This is a genomic window from Streptomyces sp. (genome assembly GCF_035644915.1).
In the GTDB taxonomy this organism is placed as follows: domain Bacteria; phylum Actinomycetota; class Actinomycetes; order Streptomycetales; family Streptomycetaceae; genus Streptomyces.
In genome coordinates this window covers 48,803-63,729 of the sequence record NZ_DASQNP010000129.1, presented here as the reverse complement: position 1 = coordinate 63,729, position 14,927 = coordinate 48,803, and the positions used below count along the sequence as shown (strand labels likewise).

Genomic DNA, 14,927 nt, shown 5'->3' with positions numbered 1-14,927 from the left:
GGCCGGGCGTCAGGCGGGTGGTCCGCCGGAGCGGGTGCGCGGGGCCGCCGCGGCGTGGCGGTCCAGGAAGCCGGCGACGGCCGGTGCGCTCCGGTGGGGGCGCAGCCGCCGCGCGGTGCCGTCCAGCATCGCGCGGATGCGGGAGGACCGCACCTGCCCGAGCAGGTCCAGCGCCCGGCTCGCGGTCTCGGCGGCCTCCTCGACCTCGCCCTGCCCGGCGAGGTCGTCCGCCAACTCGGCCGTGAACAAAGCGGTGTTCCGCACGAAGTGCGGTTCCTGCATCGCCACCGCGCGCCGGGCGTGGCGTGCGGCGCGCTCCCAGTCGCCCAGCGCCGCCCAGCACTGCGCCTCCAGTCCGTACAGCTCGGCCTCGCCGTAGAAGGTCATCCACTCCGGATCGGTGTCCGAGGGGCCGTGCGCGAACAGCGTCCGCGCGCGGCCGAGCGACTCCTCGCAGGCGGCGCGGTCCGCGAGACCGGCCCAGCCGCCCGCCTCGCGCAGCGCCAGCAGCGACAGCAGCCGCGCCGAGCCCAGGGGCGCGGCGGCCTGCTGCCCGGCCTGCGCGGCCCGCACCGCCTCCCGGGGGCGTCCGGCGTCGCGCGCCAGGAAGGAGGTGTTGCAGAAGGCGTGCGCCTCCAGCGCGGGGTCCCCGGTGACCCGGGCGGTGGCCAAGGCCTCGGCGTAGTGCGGGCGGGCCTCGGCGAAGCGGCCCGAGTCGTGGGCGAGCCAGCCCACCGAGATGGCCAGTTCCCCGGCCCCGTTGTGCAGCCGGTCGCTGACGGGTTGTCGGCGCGCGCCCGCGTCCAGCAGGTCGTAGGCGGTCCGCAGCGCCTCACCGGCCCGCCGGTAGAGGACGTCGGCGCCGTGCCGGTCGTCGAGCAGCCGGATGTGACGCACGGTCTGCTCGACGGCCGACACCTCGCTCTCCCCGACCCGTCCGGAGACGTGCCGGACGCCCGGGGCGGTGCCCGGGGGCGGGGCGAGGGGGGCCGGGAGCGCCGGGAGCAGGGAGGCCGGGATCAGGGACAGGGGCAGGGCCGAGCTCAGGGACACTGCCGCCACGGCGGCCGGGCCGCCGGTCATGAACGCGCGACGCAGCACGTCGCTCTCCTCGTCGGTCGGGGTTCGGGTGTCGGTACGGAGGGGAGCGGGGCGCATATGGGCTTCCCGCAGCGTGCCCTCACCTCCGTACGCCCCCCGTCCGCGCGCAGTGCGCCCGCGGACCGCCTGGCGGGGCTCGAAACCCAGGTCCGTGAGCGAGTACCCCGGGAACATGTGCAGGAACACCCGCTCGTAGGCGTAGTTGGGACACCGGATCTCCCCGGCCTCCACCCGGCCGACGTACCGGGCGTCACAGGAGACGTTCTCGCCGATCTCGCGGGCCGCCCTGCGGACGGCCGCCGCGAACTCCCCGGGCGAGAGCCGCCCGCGCAACCGCCGGAAGGCCAGGTTGGGCTGACGACCCGGCCCCGCTGACGCTGAAGGTGACGGTGACGACGCCATGGGCGGACGGTACCGGCTACCACGGGGTCGATACGGAGTTTTTTGCCGACAAACGGGATATCCCACACGCGATCTGCCATGAACTGCCATCCTTTGCGGCTGCATTGCGCCGTAGCGGTTGACACAACGATTCGTTGGACTGTGCGTAGCGACCGCGGAGGAGGGGTTTCCCTTGCTGGACACCGGTTACGGGACCGGAAGCCGTCCATCGACCGCCCGGCGCCGCTCCGCTCCCGACGGCGGTGCGGAGCCGGCGGAGGTGCCGTACGACCTGCCGTACGACGTGGTGACCGTGCCCGCGCGGCAGGGTCTGGAGGCCGTGGACATCCTGCGCCTGCGCCACAGCGTCGGCCCGGTGCTGCACGACGCCGCGGGCGACACCCTCGGCTTCCTGGTGCCGCCCGGCACCGCGGACGGCTGGGACCTGCCGGGCAGCGCCTGCACCCGGACCCGCCGGCAAGGCGGCCGGCCCGCCGGCCCGCCGGTCGCGGGCGCCGGGTGGCTGGTCCCGCCGGAGAGCGCGTGCGCCGAGGTCACCGAGCCGGCGCGGCTGCGCGCCGCCCTGGGCGAGGCGGCCCGTACGATCGCCGCCGCCGAGGGGCACCCCCGGAAACGCCCCTGAGCCCCGGGCCGCGGGCGGCGGGTCCGTCCCCCCGGGCCCCCGCGGACCGCGGGGGCGATACTGGCGGCATGGCGAGGAACGGACGACGGGACGGGGGCGGCAGGCGGGCCAGGGAGCCGGTGAGCGAACCGGTCGACGGCGGACTGGCCCAGCTCCTGCCGGACCCGGACCGGCCGCGCGCCTGGACGCTGCTGCTCGACGGCGCCCCGCAGTCCCACGTGGACCTCGACGACCCCGCGCACCTGGACTTCGAGTACCAGCGCAGGATCGGCCACCTGATCGACCTGGCGGCCCCGCCCGGCCGGCCGCTGCGGGTGGTGCACCTCGGCGGCGGCGCGCTCACCCTCGCCCGCTACGTCGCCGCCACCCGGCCGCGCTCCACCCAGCAGGTCGTCGAGGCGGACACCGCACTGGTGGCGCTCGTCCGCCGCGCGCTGCCGCTGGAGAGCGGCTGGCGGATACGGGTGCGCGGCGCCGACGCGCGCGCCGGGCTGGCGAAGGTCCCCGAGGGCTGGGCCGACGTGGTCGTCGCCGACGTCTTCACCGGCGCCCGCACCCCCGCCCATCTGACCAGCACCGAGTTCCTCGCCGAGGTGCGCCGCGCGCTGCGTCCCGGCGGGCTCTACGCCGCCAACCTCGCCGACGGCCCGCCGCTCGCCCACCTGCGCGCGCAAGTGGCCACCGCCGCCCGGGTGTTCCCCGAGCTGTGCCTGGTCGCCGACCCCGCCGTGCTGCGCGGGCGGCGCTTCGGCAACGCCGTCCTGGCCGCGAGCGACCGGAAGCTGCCGGTCGCCGAACTCACCCGGCGCGCGGCCGGCGACCCGCACCCCGGGCGGGTCGAACACGGCCGGGCGCTGGCCGACTTCACCGGTGGCGCCGCCCCCGTCACGGACGCCACCGCGATCCCCTCGCCGGCCCCGCCCGCCGGGGTCTTCCGGCGGCGCTGACCCCGGCCCGGGCCCCGGTTCCGGTTCCGGCGTCCCGCTCAGCCGGCGTGCTCGTCGACCGTCACCCTGGGCGGGCCGTCGTGCCACGTGCAGAAGACGGAGGACGCCTCGTCGCCCCGGGTGAAGGTCACCCGTATCCACTGGGCCGCCCGCCAGACCTGCATCTCCCACCCCGCGTTGGGCGTGGCGGACACCAGCGTCGCCGAGGCCGGGCCCAGGTCGAAGGCGACCCGGCCGCCGCGGAGGTTGTGGCTCTCCACGTTCCCGGACGGATCGTAGGGGCCCTTGGCGGAACCGCCGCCGGAACCGCCGCCCGTCTCGCGGCCGGAGCCGGGCGTCCCGGTGCCGTCCGGGGGCCCCTGGGACTTCGGGGACTTCGAGGAGGCGGAGGGGAGGGAGGACCCGGGGGTGCCGGAGGTCGGGGACGGCCTGGGCCGGTGGGTGGAGGCCGCCTCCGGCTCGGCGCCGGAGCGCGCCGCGGACGGCGACGCCAGGCCCCCGGCGATCGGCAGCGCGCGCGGCGGGTCGTAGGCGGTGCCCGACACCACGGTGTGCACCCCGTACCAGGACAGCATCACGGCCGCTCCGGTGGCCAGTGCCCAGGCTCCCGCATGAACCAGTCCTCGTCGCATCCCGCGCACCCTAACCGTTCCTCCCGCCCGCCCGCGGTTCCTGTTGCTTCCGCCGGCACCTCCTTGACGTGTCCGCGCATGCCGTAACGTGCCGCCCATGGCACGTGTTCTCGTCGTCGAGGACGACCAGTTCGTACGCTCGGCCCTCATCCGGCACCTCACGGAGGCCTCCCACACCGTACGGAGTGTGGGCACCGCCCTGGAGGCGCTGCGGGAGGTCGCCCACCACGGGTTCGACGTGGTGATCCTCGACCTCGGCCTGCCCGACCTGGACGGGTCCGAGGCGCTGAAGATGCTGCGCGGGATCACCCAGGTCCCGGTGATCGTCGCCACGGCCCGGGACGACGAGGCGGAGATCGTCCGGCTGCTCAACGACGGCGCCGACGACTACCTGGTGAAACCGTTCTCCGTGGAGCACCTGTCCGCCCGGATGGCCGCCGTGCTGCGCCGGGCGCGCGGCGGACCGGGCGGCGGCGCGGGCGCGGGGGAGGACCGGGTGATCCGCGTCGGCGGGCTCGCCATCGACCCGCTGCGGCGCCAGGCCCGGCTGGACGGGCGGACGCTGGACCTGACCCGCCGTGAGTTCGACCTGCTGGCCTTCCTCGCCCGGCGTCCCGGCGTCGTCGTGCCGCGCAGGGAGCTGCTGGCCGAGGTCTGGCAGCAGAGCTACGGCGACGACCAGACCATCGACGTCCACCTGTCCTGGCTGCGCCGGAAGCTCGGCGAGACGGCGGCCAACCCCCGCTACCTGCACACACTGCGCGGCGTGGGCGTCAAACTGGAGCCCCCGCAGGACCTGGCGCAGGAGTCCGCGGGACACTTCCCGCGGCCGTGAGACGCGGACACCGCGAACGCCGCGAACGCCGTGGACACCGCGGACGGGAGGGCGGCACCGTCGGCACCGTTGAGGGGAGGGGCGGATGAGGTGGGCGCTGGTCAAGGTGTGCATCGCCGTGACCGCGATGGTGGTGGTCGCCTTCGCCGTGCCGCTCGCGCTCGTGGTCAAGGAGATGGCCCGCGACCGGGCCTTCTCCAACGCCGAGCGGCTGGCCGCCACCGTCCTGCCCGCGCTGGCCATCACCGGCGACCGCGACCAGCTCCAGCGCGCCCTGGCCAGCACGCCGACGGGCCTGGACGGACGGATCGCGGTGTACGCGCCCGACGGGCGGGACGGCCGGGAGAGCGGCGTCGCCGCGGTCGGCAGGCGGCGGGTGTCCGCGGCGGACCTGAAGGCCGTCACCCCGCTGCGGGGGGCCACCGTCGTCCCGGTCGAGGGCGGGTTCGCGCTGCTCCAGCCGATCGTCACCACCAGGACGGCCGTGGTGGAGGTGTTCGTGCCCGAGGAGGAGGTCACCAACGGCGTGGCCACCGCCTGGCTGGTCCTCGCCGGGACCGGGCTGGCGCTCGTCGTCGCCTCCGTCGTCATCGCCGACCGGCTCGGCACCCGCATGGTGGGCGCCGCGGAGCGGCTGGCCAAGGCCGCCAAGGAGCTGGGCGCGGGGCGGCTGGCCGTACGGGTCCCCGAGGAGGGGCCCGCCGAACTGCGGTGGGCCGCCGCCGCGTTCAACTCCATGGCCGACCAGGTGGCCCAACTGCTGGCCAACGAGCGGGAGCTGGCCGCCGACCTCTCCCACCGGCTGCGCACGCCCCTGACCGTGCTGCGGCTCAACACCGCCTCGCTCGGCGACGGCGACGCCGCCGAGCAGACGCGCGAGGCCGTCGCGCAACTGGAGCGCGAGGTGGACCACATCATCCGCACCGCGCGCGAGCAGCGGACCCAGCCCCCGGGAACGCCGGGCGCCGGCGCCGTCTGCGACGCCTCCGAGGTGATCCGGGAACGGATGGCCTTCTGGTCCGCGCTCGCCGAGGACGAGGGCCGCGAGGTGCGGCTGGCCGGTGTCGGGCAGCCCGTCCGCGTGCCCGTGGCCCGCGCCGAACTCGCCGCCGCCCTGGACGCGCTGCTCGGCAACGTCTTCCGGCACACCCCCGAGGGCACGGCCTTCGCCGTGGACGTGCACTACGGCGGGCCCGCCAGCAACTCGGTGATCGTGCTGGTCTCCGACGCCGGGCCGGGCATCGAGGACCCCGACGCGGCGCTGCGCCGCGGCCACGGCGACGGCGGGCCGGGCTCGACGGGGCTGGGCCTGGACATCGTGCGGCGGGTGGCGGAGTCCACCGGCGGCGACGTGCGGATCGGCCGCTCGGTGCTCGGCGGGACGGAGGTCCGCATCTGGCTGGCCCTGGACGGGGGCCCGGCGGACGGCGCGGACCGCCGCCGCGGACACAGGATGCGACGGCGCGCACGCCGATAGTGGCGGATCCTCAGCGGTTCCGTAGGTCCGCCTTAAGGGAGGCATAAGTTCCGGGCCGTCCGTCCGGATTGGGAGTTTCGCCGGAACCGGCCCCGCTAGCGTGCTCCTTGTCCACGTTCCCCAGCGGATCGAGGCAGGAGCGGATGAGCAGCATCGCCGTACAGCGGTGCCGTCCGGGCGGACGGCGGCGGCCGATCGCCGATGCGACCGTGGCGGCCCTCGTCGCGGTCGGCGGACTCGTCCTGGCCGGCACGGTGACGGCCGGGCCGCGGTGCGCGCCGGACCCCACGACCGGCGCGACCGGGGCCCACCACCGGCTGTCGTACGACGGCGCGGAGGGCGGCCCGGCCGGGCCCGCCCACCGGGCACTCCTGCCGACCTCCACCCCCCACCACGGGGAAGGGGCCCCCTAGGCCCCGTCGCGGACCAGCCACCCCCCACGACAGGCGGGGCGCAGCGGTCTCCACCCCCCACACCCGCTGCGCCCCGCCCAGGGCTGTTCCCCCTCGGGCCGTGTCCTCGGGGTCCTCGGGCCGTGCCCCGGGCCGCCTCCGTCAGTCGGCCACCGGCTCCCGCACCGCGTCGGGCTCCCGCAGTTCACCGGTCCGGGCCACCTCGGCGTACCACAGGGCGCTGGACTTGGGGATGCGGGCCAGGGACTCGAAGTCCACGTACACCGTGCCGAACCGCTTGCTGTAGCCGTAGGCCCACTCGAAGTTGTCCAGCAGGGACCACAGGAAGTAGCCCCGCACGTCGGCGCCGTCGGCGATCGCCCGCTGCACGGTGCTCAGGTGGCTGTGCAGGTAGGCGATGCGGTCGGGGTCGTGGACGGTGCCGTCGGGGGACGGCTTGTCGTCGCAGGCCATGCCGTTCTCGGTGATGTAGAGCGGGACGCCGCCGGTCTCGCGGTGGTAGCGCATCAGCAGCTCGTGCAGGCCGGTCGGGTCGATCGTCCAGCCCATGTCGGTGGTCTCGCCCGGGGTCTGGTGGAAGGCGATGTCCTCGGCGGCGGGCCAGGGGGACTGGGCGCCGCCGCCGTGGCCGTCCCGGCGCGGCAGCTTCCGGTCGGCGGAGGCCGACACCAGGGTGGGCGTGTAGTAGTTGATGCCCAGCGCGTCCAGCGGCTGGTGGATGTCGGCCAGGTCCCCGTCCCGGACGAAGCTCCAGTCGGTGACGCGCGCGGTGTCCTGGATCAGGTCCTCGTCGTACGCGCCGCGCAGCAGGGGGCCGTCGAAGACGCGGTTGGCCAGGGCGTCGATGCGGCGCCGGGCGTCGAGGTCGTCGGGCTCGTCGGTGAGGGCGCGCACCGCGGCCGGGTTGATGCTGATGCCGACCTGGGCGCGGCCCGGGAGGGTGGCGCGCAGCGCCTGGGTGCCCAGGCCGTGGGCGAGGTTGAGGTGGTGGGCGGCGCGCAGGGCGGCGGCGTGGTCGGTGCGGCCGGGGGCGTGCACGCCCGAGCCGTAGCCGAGGAAGGCGGCGCACCAGGGCTCGTTGAGGGTGGTCCAGCGCTCCACGCGGTCGCCGAGCGCGTCGGCGACCAGCGACGCGTACTCCGCGAACCGCTCGGCGGTGGCGCGCTCCGGCCAGCCGCCGGCGTCCTCCAGCTCCTGCGGGAGGTCCCAGTGGTAGAGGGTGATCCACGGGGTGATGCCCTTCTCCAGCAGGGCGTCGACGAGCGAGCGGTAGAAGTCCAGCCCGCGCTGGACGGCGGGGCCGCGGCCGGTGGGCTGGACCCGGGACCAGGAGATGGAGAAGCGGTAGGCGTTCAGGTTGAGGTCGGCCATGAGCTGGACGTCGTCGCGCCAGCGGTGGTAGTGGTCCACGGCGACGTCGCCGGTGTCGCCTCCGAGCACCTTCCCGGGCGTGCGGCAGAAGGTGTCCCAGATCGACGGTGTGCGGCCGTCCTCGTCGGCGGCGCCCTCGATCTGGTAGGCCGAGGTGGCGGAGCCGAAGAGGAAGTTGGCGGGGAATGCGGACTGGCTCATATGGGAGCGCTCCCATCAAAGGTCGTACGGAAGGGATGGCGTGGGGGTCGGAAAACGATGGCGTGAGGGTCGGAAAACGGGCGGGACGGCCGGTCAGCCCTTGACGGCTCCCTGCATGATGCCGCCGACGATCTGCTTGCCGAAGACGGTGAGGATCAGCAGCAGGGGGAGGGTGCCGAGCAGGGCGCCGGCCATGATCACCGACTGGTCGGGGATGTAGCCCCGGCCCAGGCCGGTCAGGGCGACCTGGACGGTCGGGTTCTGCTGGGTCAGCGCGATGATCGGCCAGAAGAAGTCGTTCCAGGCCATCACGAAGGTCAGCATGCCGAGCACGGCCATCGCGGGCCGGGCGGCGGGGAAGACCACGTGCCACACCACGCGCAGGCTGTGCGCGCCGTCCACCCGCGCGGCCTCGATCAGCTCCGTGGGCAGCGCCTCCACCAGGTACTGCCGCATGAAGAACACGCCGAAGGCGCTGACGAAGGTCGGCAGGATGACGGCCTGGAGCTGGTTGGTCCACTCCAGTTCGGCGATCGCCATGAACATCGGCACCACGCTGAGCTGCGGCGGCACCATCATGGTGCCGATCGTCAGCATCAGCAGGACGTTGCGGAAGCGGAACCGCAGCTTGGCGAAGGCGAACCCGGCGATCGTGCCGAACAGCACGGTGCCCACCGCGATCGAGCCGGCGACGATCGTGGTGTTGAGCAGCGCCAGACCCATGTTGGCGTCGCTCCAGGCGATCTCCAGGTTCTTGAAGAGGTTGCCGCCGAACCAGAACGGCGGCGGCGACTCGGCGAGCCGGGTGTTGTTGCGGGAGGCGGCGACGGCCGTCCAGAACAGCGGGAACAGGGCGACCACGGTGACGACGATCAGCACCGCGTACGTCAGCTTGCCGCCGTGGAGCTGTCCGCCGGCGCTGCGGGCCTTCCCCCGGCGGCGGCCCGGTCCGGCCTGGCCGGGCGCCGTACCGCCGGGCGCCGTGCGGTCGGGCGCCGCACGGTGGGACTTCGTCATACTCATGAGCGCCTCCTCGCGGGCTTCCGGCCCAGCTCGCTCTTCCGCATGGCGCGCGCGATCAGCCAGTTGGCCAGCGCGATCAGCAGCAGGATCAGGAACATCATCCAGGCGATGGCCGAGGCCCGGCCCAGGTGCAGGTTCACCCAGCCCTGCTCGTACAGGTACAGGCCCAGGGTCTGGTACTGGTGGTCCGCGCCTCCGTTGGCGCCGCCGCCCGGGTTGAACAGCAGGGGCTCGCCGAAGAGCTGCATCGCGCCGATGGTGGAGACCACGATCGTGAACAGGATCGTCGGCCGCAGGGCGGGGACCGTGACGTGGACGAACTGCTGCCAGCGCGAGGCGCCGTCCAGCGCCGCCGACTCGTACAGGTCCTTGGGCACCGCCTGCATGGCGGCCAGGTAGATGAGGGTGTTGTAGCCGGTCCAGCGCCAGATCACGATCGAGGAGATGGCGACCTGCGAGGCCCAGGTGTCGTTCTGCCAGTCGACGGGGTCGATGCCGACGGTCCCCAGGGCCCAGTTGATCATGCCGTAGTCGCGGCCGAAGATCATGACGAAGACCAGGGTCGCCGCGGCCACCGAGGTGGCGTACGGGGCGAGCATCGTCACGCGGAAGAACATCGAGCCGCGCAGCTTGTAGTTCAGCAGGTGGGCCAGGCCGAGCGCCATCAGCAGCTGCGGGACGGTGGAGATCACCCCGATGGTGAAGGTGTTGCGCAGGGCGTTCCAGAAGAAGTCGTCCTCGAGCAGCCGGGTGTAGTTGTGCAGCCCGGCCCACTCCATCTCGGTGGGGGCCGTCAGCGACACCTTGTGCAGGGAGGACCAGCCCGTGTAGAGCAGCGGGAAGAGTCCGAAGGCGCCGAAGAAGACGAAGAACGGGGCGATGAAGCCGTACGGGCTCCACTTCACGTCGCGCTGGTACCAGCGGCTGCGGCGTTCGCGCCGCCGGTCCTCGCGGGAGGGTGGAGCGGTCCTGTGGCGCGGGCCCGCGCCCCCCTGCTTCACGGGGGGCGCGGACACCGGCGAACCGGTGGTGGTCACGTGATGATCACTCGTCCAGGGCGTTGTCGACGGTCTTGGTGGCCGCGGCCCACGCCTTGTCGGGGGACAGACCCTTCTGCTCGACCTGGAGGAGGCCGCTGCGCGTGATGTTCTCCTGGATGATCTGGTCCTTCGGGCCGATCACCTGGGTGGGAATCCCCTCGGCGGCGTCGGCGAAGATCTTGCCGATGGGGGCGTTCTCGAAGTACTCGTGCTTGGCGTCGGCGACCTCGGGGGTCTCGTACGACTTCGGGGCGCTGGGGAAGCTGCCGCGCTTGGCGAAGAGCTTGGCCTGCTGGGTGGGCGCGGTCAGCCAGGCGGCGAGCTTGATCGCCTCCTCCTTGTTCTTGCCCGCCTCGGGCACGCCGAGGAAGGAGCCGCCCCAGTTGCCGGGCTTGGGCGCGGGCGCCACGTCCCACTTGTTCTTGCCCTTGGCGCCGCCCTTGTCCTGGATGTAGCCGAGCATCCAGGCGGGGCAGGAGATGGTGGCGAAGGTGCCGTTGTTGATCGCCTTGTCCCACGGCGGCGTGAACTGCTCCTTCTTGTCGGTCATCCCCTCGGAGGCGGCCTTGGCGGCGATGTCCCAGGCCTTCTTGACCTCCGGGTTGGACTTGTAGATCACCTCCCCCTGCTCGTCGTAGTAGCGGGTGGCGCTGGAGGAGATGGCCGCGTTGAACAGGCCGCCGGCGGAGTCGACCCAGGCCACGCCCTCGGGGGCGTTCTGCATGAACCGCTTGCCGGTGTCCAGGTACTTCTGCCAGTCGCCCGCCCAGAGCTTGCCGACCTCCTCGCGGTCGGTGGGCAGGCCGGCGGCCTGGAAGTGGTCCTTGCGGTAGCAGATGGCCATCGGACCGATGTCGGTGCCCAGGCCGATGGTCTTGCCGTCCTTGGTGGTGGCCTGGTTCCACTTCCAGTCGAAGTAGTCGCTCTTGGAGACGCCGCCCGCCTTGGACAGGTCCGCGAACTTGTCGGCCTGGGTGGCGGTCACCTCGGCGATGTTGCCGACCTCGATGCCCTGGATGTCGGCGAGACCGCTGTTGCTGGCGAGGCGGGTGAGAAGCTGCGGGTAGTAGTTCTCGTTGCGCTCGATGACGGTCTGCTGGATCTTGACCTTCGGGTTGAGTCTCTCGTACTCCTCGTAGAGACCGGCCTCCTTGAAGCCGAACGTCCCGAAGAGGCCGACGGTGATGACGGTCTTGCCGTCGCTGTCACCGCTGCCGCCGGTGCCGCTTCCCGTGTCCTCGTCGCTCGCGCACCCGGCGAGCAGGCTCGTGCCGATCGCCGCGGCGGCCATGAGGGCCACGGCTCGGCGGGTGGTGCGGGTCTTGCGCACTGCGTCCTCCTAGCGCCCTGAACGTTTCACTCCCGGCCGAGGGAAGGTGTGGGGGGCCGCGGTGTCGACCGTTGCTGCGGCTCGGGTGGGAACGTGCGGGTTCTGTATGGGTCAGGTCCTTTGGGAGCGCTCCCAGGCGTGATGAGTTGAAGGGTCGCGGCTCCCTGGCGGGGGTGTCAAGGGAATGGACACACTGACCCGATGCAGTTATCCGGCTGTTAGCTTCGGTGGCTGATCGATACTTATGCGCAGGACCGATCGGTACTGTGCGCTTGAGCAGGTACGACCCGGGGAGGCGGTCATGACAGTGAGCGGACGGCGGGGCCGGCGGCCCACCCTGGAGCAGGTCGCCGCCTACGCGGGGGTGGGCCGCGGCACCGTCTCCCGGGTGATCAACGGCGCCGCCAACGTCAGCGACCAGACCCGCACCGCCGTCCAGCGGGCGATCGCCGAGCTGGGCTACGTGCCCAACCGGGCGGCCCGGGCCCTGGCCGCGGGCAGTACCGACGCGATCGCGCTGGTGATCCCCGAGGCCGAGACCAGGCTGTTCGCCGAGCCGTACTTCTCCGGCATCATCCGCGGGGTCAGCGCCGAGCTCGCCGACACCGACATGCAGCTCCTGCTGACGCTGATCCGCACCCCCAAGGAGCGCGAGCGCTTCGCCCAGTACGTCACCGCCCACCGCGTGGACGGCGTGCTGCTGGTGTCGGTGCACGCCGACGACCCGCTGCCGGACCTGCTGGAGGAGATCGAGATGCCCGCGGTCCTCAGCGGCCGCCGCAGCGGCGAGGAGCCCGTGCCCTACGTGGACTGCGACAACACCGGCGGCGCGCAGGCCGCCGTCGAGCACCTGATCGGCCGCGGGCGGCGGGCGGTGGCCACCGTCACCGGGCCGCCGGACATGTACGTCGCCCAGTGCCGCCTCCAGGGGTACCGCGACGCGCTGCGGGCCGCGGGCCTGGAGGAGGACGAACGGCTGGTCGCCACGGGCGACTTCACCGAGGAGGGCGGGCGCCGCGCCACCCGCGAGCTGCTGTCCCGCCGCCCCGACCTGGACGCCCTCTTCTGCGCCTCCGACGTGATGGCCGCGGGCGCCCGGGCCGTGCTGCGCGAGACGGGCCGCCGGGTCCCCGAGGACGTGGCCCTGGTCGGCTTCGACGACTCGGCCGTCGCCCGCCACATGGACCCGCCGCTGACCAGCGTGCGGCAGCCGATCGAGGAGATGGGCCGCGCCATGGTCCGGGTGCTGCTGGAGGAGATCGCGGGGCGCAAGGAGGGGCGGGACGAGCGGTCGAGCCGGGTGCTGCCGACCGAACTGGTCCGCCGCGCCTCGTCGTAGCCGCCGTAACCGCCGCGGCGGGCATGACGCGTGTGGCTCACGCGCCCTGTGCGGCCCGTGTGGCTGCTGCGGCTGTCGCGGCTCCATGGGCGCGGCCTCCTTCCCTTGCGGCGGCTTCGGTGGATTCGGCGGCCCCGGTGGAACTTACCGGTCGAGGGCCCCGGGAGGTACCCCGGTGCACGGTACGCGGACACGGAGAAGGGGCCGGTCGGCGAACCGACCGGCCCCCTGTGCCGTACCGCTCTCTCAGATCACGCCGTACCGGTGGTCACCGGTGATCAGTTGACCGGCGGGTAGGCGTTCCGGAGCAGCTCCTCGAACTGCGCCTGGAACCAGTGGCCGGAGAGCGGCGCGTCGGGCAGGGCCCCCGACTTGTTGTTGTTGTTCCGCGGGTTGCCCTCGTAGGTCGGGTCGCACATCCGGTCGAAGCCCTTGCCCTCGTCGTTCGGGATCTCCCGGCTGGCACCGTCCGACTCCCCCGGAGGCTTGATCCACGCGTAGGCGTCGATCCCCGTGGCGGGCGCGGCCTTCGGCCGCTCGCCGAGGCCGGCACCGGCCTGGTTGCACCAGTTGCCCGTGTGGATGCGGCGGTCGATGCGGCCGCCCTCGACGTAGGCGTCCACGCTGGTCTTCGGACCGGCGCCGGTGGGCCGGTTGGGACCGCCCCAGCCGTTGCGGGAGGTGTCGATGATCACGCCGACGTCGGAGCGGAAGCCGGCCTTGATGGCCTCCTGGCGGAAGGCCTGGGCGTAGGACAGCTCGTCGACGTAGCGGTTCCAGTCGACCCACTTGGACTGGCGCACCGAGGTGCCGTTCACGGAGTCGTTGATGGTGAAGTACGGCTCCTTGAGCGCGCCGTAGTTGGCGACGTTGGCGGCGAAGCCGGCGACGTCGTTGACCGTGGCGCCCTCGGCGGTCGCGGCCTTGTAGAGCATCTGCGCGGCCGCGCTGAAGTTGTCGTCCCAGCCCAGCCAGCCGTGGTGGCCGATGTCGATGTAGTTGTAGACGTTGTCGAACTGGCCCAGGGTGGCCAGGTTGTAGCCGACGCCCTTGACGTAGTTGCCGTTCGCCAGCATCTCGTCGCACTCGGGCGTGGCCGTCGCGCGGCTGCCGACGTTGGTGACCAGGTTCGGCAGCGAGTCGATCTCGACGATGTTGACGATCCGCAGGTCGGCGTACTTCGGGTCACCGACGATCTCGGCGATCGGGTCGATGAACTCGCGCTTGTAGATGTCGATGTCGTTCGGGCCGAGCTCGCCGTTGGAGGCCAGCGCGGCGCAGTCGCGGCCGGGCAGGTTGTAGGTGACGATCTGGACCAGGTCGGCACCCTGCTCCAGGGCCGCGTCGAGGTGGTCGCGCAGACCCATGCTGTTCTCGCCCGCGGAGCCCGAGGTGATGGCGGCCCGGCGGTCCAGCCACACCGCGGTCGGCTGGTTGGCGATCGCCGCACCGCCGCTCTCGCGGGCCTGGGCGGACCAGTCGGGGTTCACGTAGACCTGGGCGCCCTGGTACGGGTTGTCGACGCGGTCACCGCTCGGGTCGCCCGGGTCCTCGCCGCCGGAGTCGACGTTGCAGGTGACGCCGTTCAGCGTGAAGGCGCTGGGGACGGAGTTCGTCCCGGAGTAGGAGGCGTTGAAGCCGAAGCTGGCGGAGCCGCCCGCGGACAGCGTCGAGTTCCAGGAGGGCGCCGTGGCGGTCACGCGCGTACCGCTCTGGGCCACGGTGGCGTTCCAGCCCTGGCCCACTTTCTGGGCCCCGGAGAACTCCCACTCCACCTTCCAGTTGCTCAGGGTGGAGGCGGCGTTGTTGGTCACGGTGACCGAGGCGGAGAAGCCGGAGCCCCAGTCGTTCGAGATCTTGTAGTCGACCAAGCAGGCGGGGGCTGCCACTGCGGTGCCCTGCAGCATGCCGCCCGTTCCGAGCGCGCCGGCCAGCAGCGCGCCCGCGGCGAGTAACGCCGTCCGACGCTTGCGCGTCGGTGTTTCGGTGCCTGTCATGCGATCTTTCCTCTTCCTTCCGGTGGTCCTCCGGATGACGACGGAGCCCGGCTCCGTGTGTCGGTGGATTGCGGTCGTGTCACGGTCGCCGTCCCAGGGCGGGCGGCCTCCGTCGTGGTGGGGAACGACCGCGGTCGCGGCACGGAGCGAGACCTCGCTCCGGTCCCGTCTCCCGGCGGGTCCGCCGGGGGCGTGCC

At 73.1% G+C, this 14,927-nt stretch carries 13 protein-coding genes; 6 read left to right on the top strand and 7 right to left on the bottom strand.

The window, feature by feature from the left end:
• Positions 1-9: 9 nt before the first annotated feature.
• Positions 10-1,503 (bottom strand): hypothetical protein, encoded by a 1,494-nt coding sequence (locus tag VE546_RS14885; RefSeq protein ID WP_324922426.1) that lies wholly within the window; start codon positions 1,501-1,503, stop codon positions 10-12.
• Between the two features lie 172 nt (positions 1,504-1,675).
• Here VE546_RS14885 and VE546_RS14880 point away from each other — a divergent pair, with 172 nt between their 5' ends.
• Positions 1,676-2,125, top strand: a complete 450-nt coding sequence (locus VE546_RS14880) for a hypothetical protein (protein WP_324922425.1) — start codon at positions 1,676-1,678, stop codon at positions 2,123-2,125.
• A 68-nt stretch (positions 2,126-2,193) separates the two neighbouring features.
• Positions 2,194-3,072 carry a fused MFS/spermidine synthase gene (locus VE546_RS14875; RefSeq protein WP_324922423.1) on the top strand — a complete coding sequence of 293 codons (879 nt, stop codon included), beginning with the start codon at positions 2,194-2,196 and terminating at the stop codon, positions 3,070-3,072.
• A gap of 38 nt (positions 3,073-3,110) precedes the next feature.
• Here the strand turns inward: VE546_RS14875 and VE546_RS14870 are convergent, their stop codons facing one another.
• A complete protein-coding gene (locus VE546_RS14870; protein ID WP_324922421.1) occupies positions 3,111-3,704 on the bottom strand; it encodes a hypothetical protein in 594 nt (197 codons plus the stop codon).
• A gap of 97 nt (positions 3,705-3,801) precedes the next feature.
• Here VE546_RS14870 and VE546_RS14865 point away from each other — a divergent pair, with 97 nt between their 5' ends.
• The 3 genes from VE546_RS14865 (at position 3,802) to VE546_RS14855 (ending at position 6,429) form a co-directional block, all read left to right on the top strand.
• On the top strand, positions 3,802-4,539 hold the full coding sequence (locus tag VE546_RS14865; protein WP_324922420.1) for a response regulator transcription factor: 738 nt from the start codon (positions 3,802-3,804) through the stop codon (positions 4,537-4,539).
• An 85-nt stretch (positions 4,540-4,624) separates the two neighbouring features.
• The gene (locus VE546_RS14860) at positions 4,625-6,016 is read left to right on the top strand and encodes a HAMP domain-containing sensor histidine kinase (protein ID WP_324922418.1); all 1,392 of its coding nucleotides are present in this window, start codon (positions 4,625-4,627) and stop codon (positions 6,014-6,016) included.
• 143 nt (positions 6,017-6,159) lie between these two features.
• Complete coding sequence (locus tag VE546_RS14855; RefSeq protein ID WP_324922416.1) at positions 6,160-6,429, top strand: hypothetical protein; 270 nt, start codon at positions 6,160-6,162, stop codon at positions 6,427-6,429.
• Positions 6,430-6,570: 141 nt separating this feature from the next.
• Here VE546_RS14855 and VE546_RS14850 read toward each other — a convergent pair whose 3' ends face one another.
• The 4 genes from VE546_RS14850 to VE546_RS14835 form a co-directional block, all read right to left on the bottom strand.
• A complete protein-coding gene (locus VE546_RS14850) occupies positions 6,571-8,001 on the bottom strand; it encodes a GH1 family beta-glucosidase (protein ID WP_324922414.1) in 1,431 nt (476 codons plus the stop codon).
• Between the two features lie 93 nt (positions 8,002-8,094).
• Positions 8,095-9,024 carry a carbohydrate ABC transporter permease gene (locus VE546_RS14845; RefSeq protein WP_324922412.1) on the bottom strand — a complete coding sequence of 310 codons (930 nt, stop codon included), beginning with the start codon at positions 9,022-9,024 and terminating at the stop codon, positions 8,095-8,097.
• Complete coding sequence (locus VE546_RS14840) at positions 9,021-10,025, bottom strand: sugar ABC transporter permease (RefSeq protein ID WP_324922469.1); 1,005 nt, start codon at positions 10,023-10,025, stop codon at positions 9,021-9,023. The genes VE546_RS14845 and VE546_RS14840 overlap by 4 nt, the downstream gene beginning before the upstream one ends.
• Before the next feature lie 43 nt (positions 10,026-10,068).
• Positions 10,069-11,355 carry an extracellular solute-binding protein gene (locus VE546_RS14835; RefSeq protein WP_324922467.1) on the bottom strand — a complete coding sequence of 429 codons (1,287 nt, stop codon included), beginning with the start codon at positions 11,353-11,355 and terminating at the stop codon, positions 10,069-10,071.
• A gap of 340 nt (positions 11,356-11,695) precedes the next feature.
• Here VE546_RS14835 and VE546_RS14830 point away from each other — a divergent pair, with 340 nt between their 5' ends.
• A complete protein-coding gene (locus tag VE546_RS14830) occupies positions 11,696-12,733 on the top strand; it encodes a LacI family DNA-binding transcriptional regulator (RefSeq protein ID WP_324922410.1) in 1,038 nt (345 codons plus the stop codon).
• 278 nt (positions 12,734-13,011) lie between these two features.
• On the opposite strand, the gene VE546_RS14825 is transcribed toward VE546_RS14830, so the two are convergent.
• Positions 13,012-14,730 carry a glycoside hydrolase family 6 protein gene (locus VE546_RS14825; protein ID WP_324922408.1) on the bottom strand — a complete coding sequence of 573 codons (1,719 nt, stop codon included), beginning with the start codon at positions 14,728-14,730 and terminating at the stop codon, positions 13,012-13,014.
• Positions 14,731-14,927 lie beyond the last annotated feature (197 nt).

What these genes read in the sequence shown, in the direction of transcription:
- VE546_RS14860 (WP_324922418.1), top strand. Translation starts at nt 4,625, where the DNA reads ATGAGGTGGGCGCTGGTCAAGGTGTGCATCGCCGTGACCGCGATGGTG.
- VE546_RS14865 (WP_324922420.1), top strand. Translation starts at nt 3,802, where the DNA reads ATGGCACGTGTTCTCGTCGTCGAGGACGACCAGTTCGTACGCTCGGCC.
- VE546_RS14870 (WP_324922421.1), bottom strand. Translation starts at nt 3,704, where the DNA reads ATGCGACGAGGACTGGTTCATGCGGGAGCCTGGGCACTGGCCACCGGA.
- VE546_RS14850 (WP_324922414.1), bottom strand. Translation starts at nt 8,001, where the DNA reads ATGAGCCAGTCCGCATTCCCCGCCAACTTCCTCTTCGGCTCCGCCACC.
- VE546_RS14830 (WP_324922410.1), top strand. Translation starts at nt 11,696, where the DNA reads ATGACAGTGAGCGGACGGCGGGGCCGGCGGCCCACCCTGGAGCAGGTC.
- VE546_RS14875 (WP_324922423.1), top strand. Translation starts at nt 2,194, where the DNA reads ATGGCGAGGAACGGACGACGGGACGGGGGCGGCAGGCGGGCCAGGGAG.
- VE546_RS14845 (WP_324922412.1), bottom strand. Translation starts at nt 9,024, where the DNA reads ATGAGTATGACGAAGTCCCACCGTGCGGCGCCCGACCGCACGGCGCCC.
- VE546_RS14885 (WP_324922426.1), bottom strand. Translation starts at nt 1,503, where the DNA reads ATGGCGTCGTCACCGTCACCTTCAGCGTCAGCGGGGCCGGGTCGTCAG.
- VE546_RS14855 (WP_324922416.1), top strand. Translation starts at nt 6,160, where the DNA reads ATGAGCAGCATCGCCGTACAGCGGTGCCGTCCGGGCGGACGGCGGCGG.
- VE546_RS14825 (WP_324922408.1), bottom strand. Translation starts at nt 14,730, where the DNA reads ATGACAGGCACCGAAACACCGACGCGCAAGCGTCGGACGGCGTTACTC.
- VE546_RS14835 (WP_324922467.1), bottom strand. Translation starts at nt 11,355, where the DNA reads ATGGCCGCCGCGGCGATCGGCACGAGCCTGCTCGCCGGGTGCGCGAGC.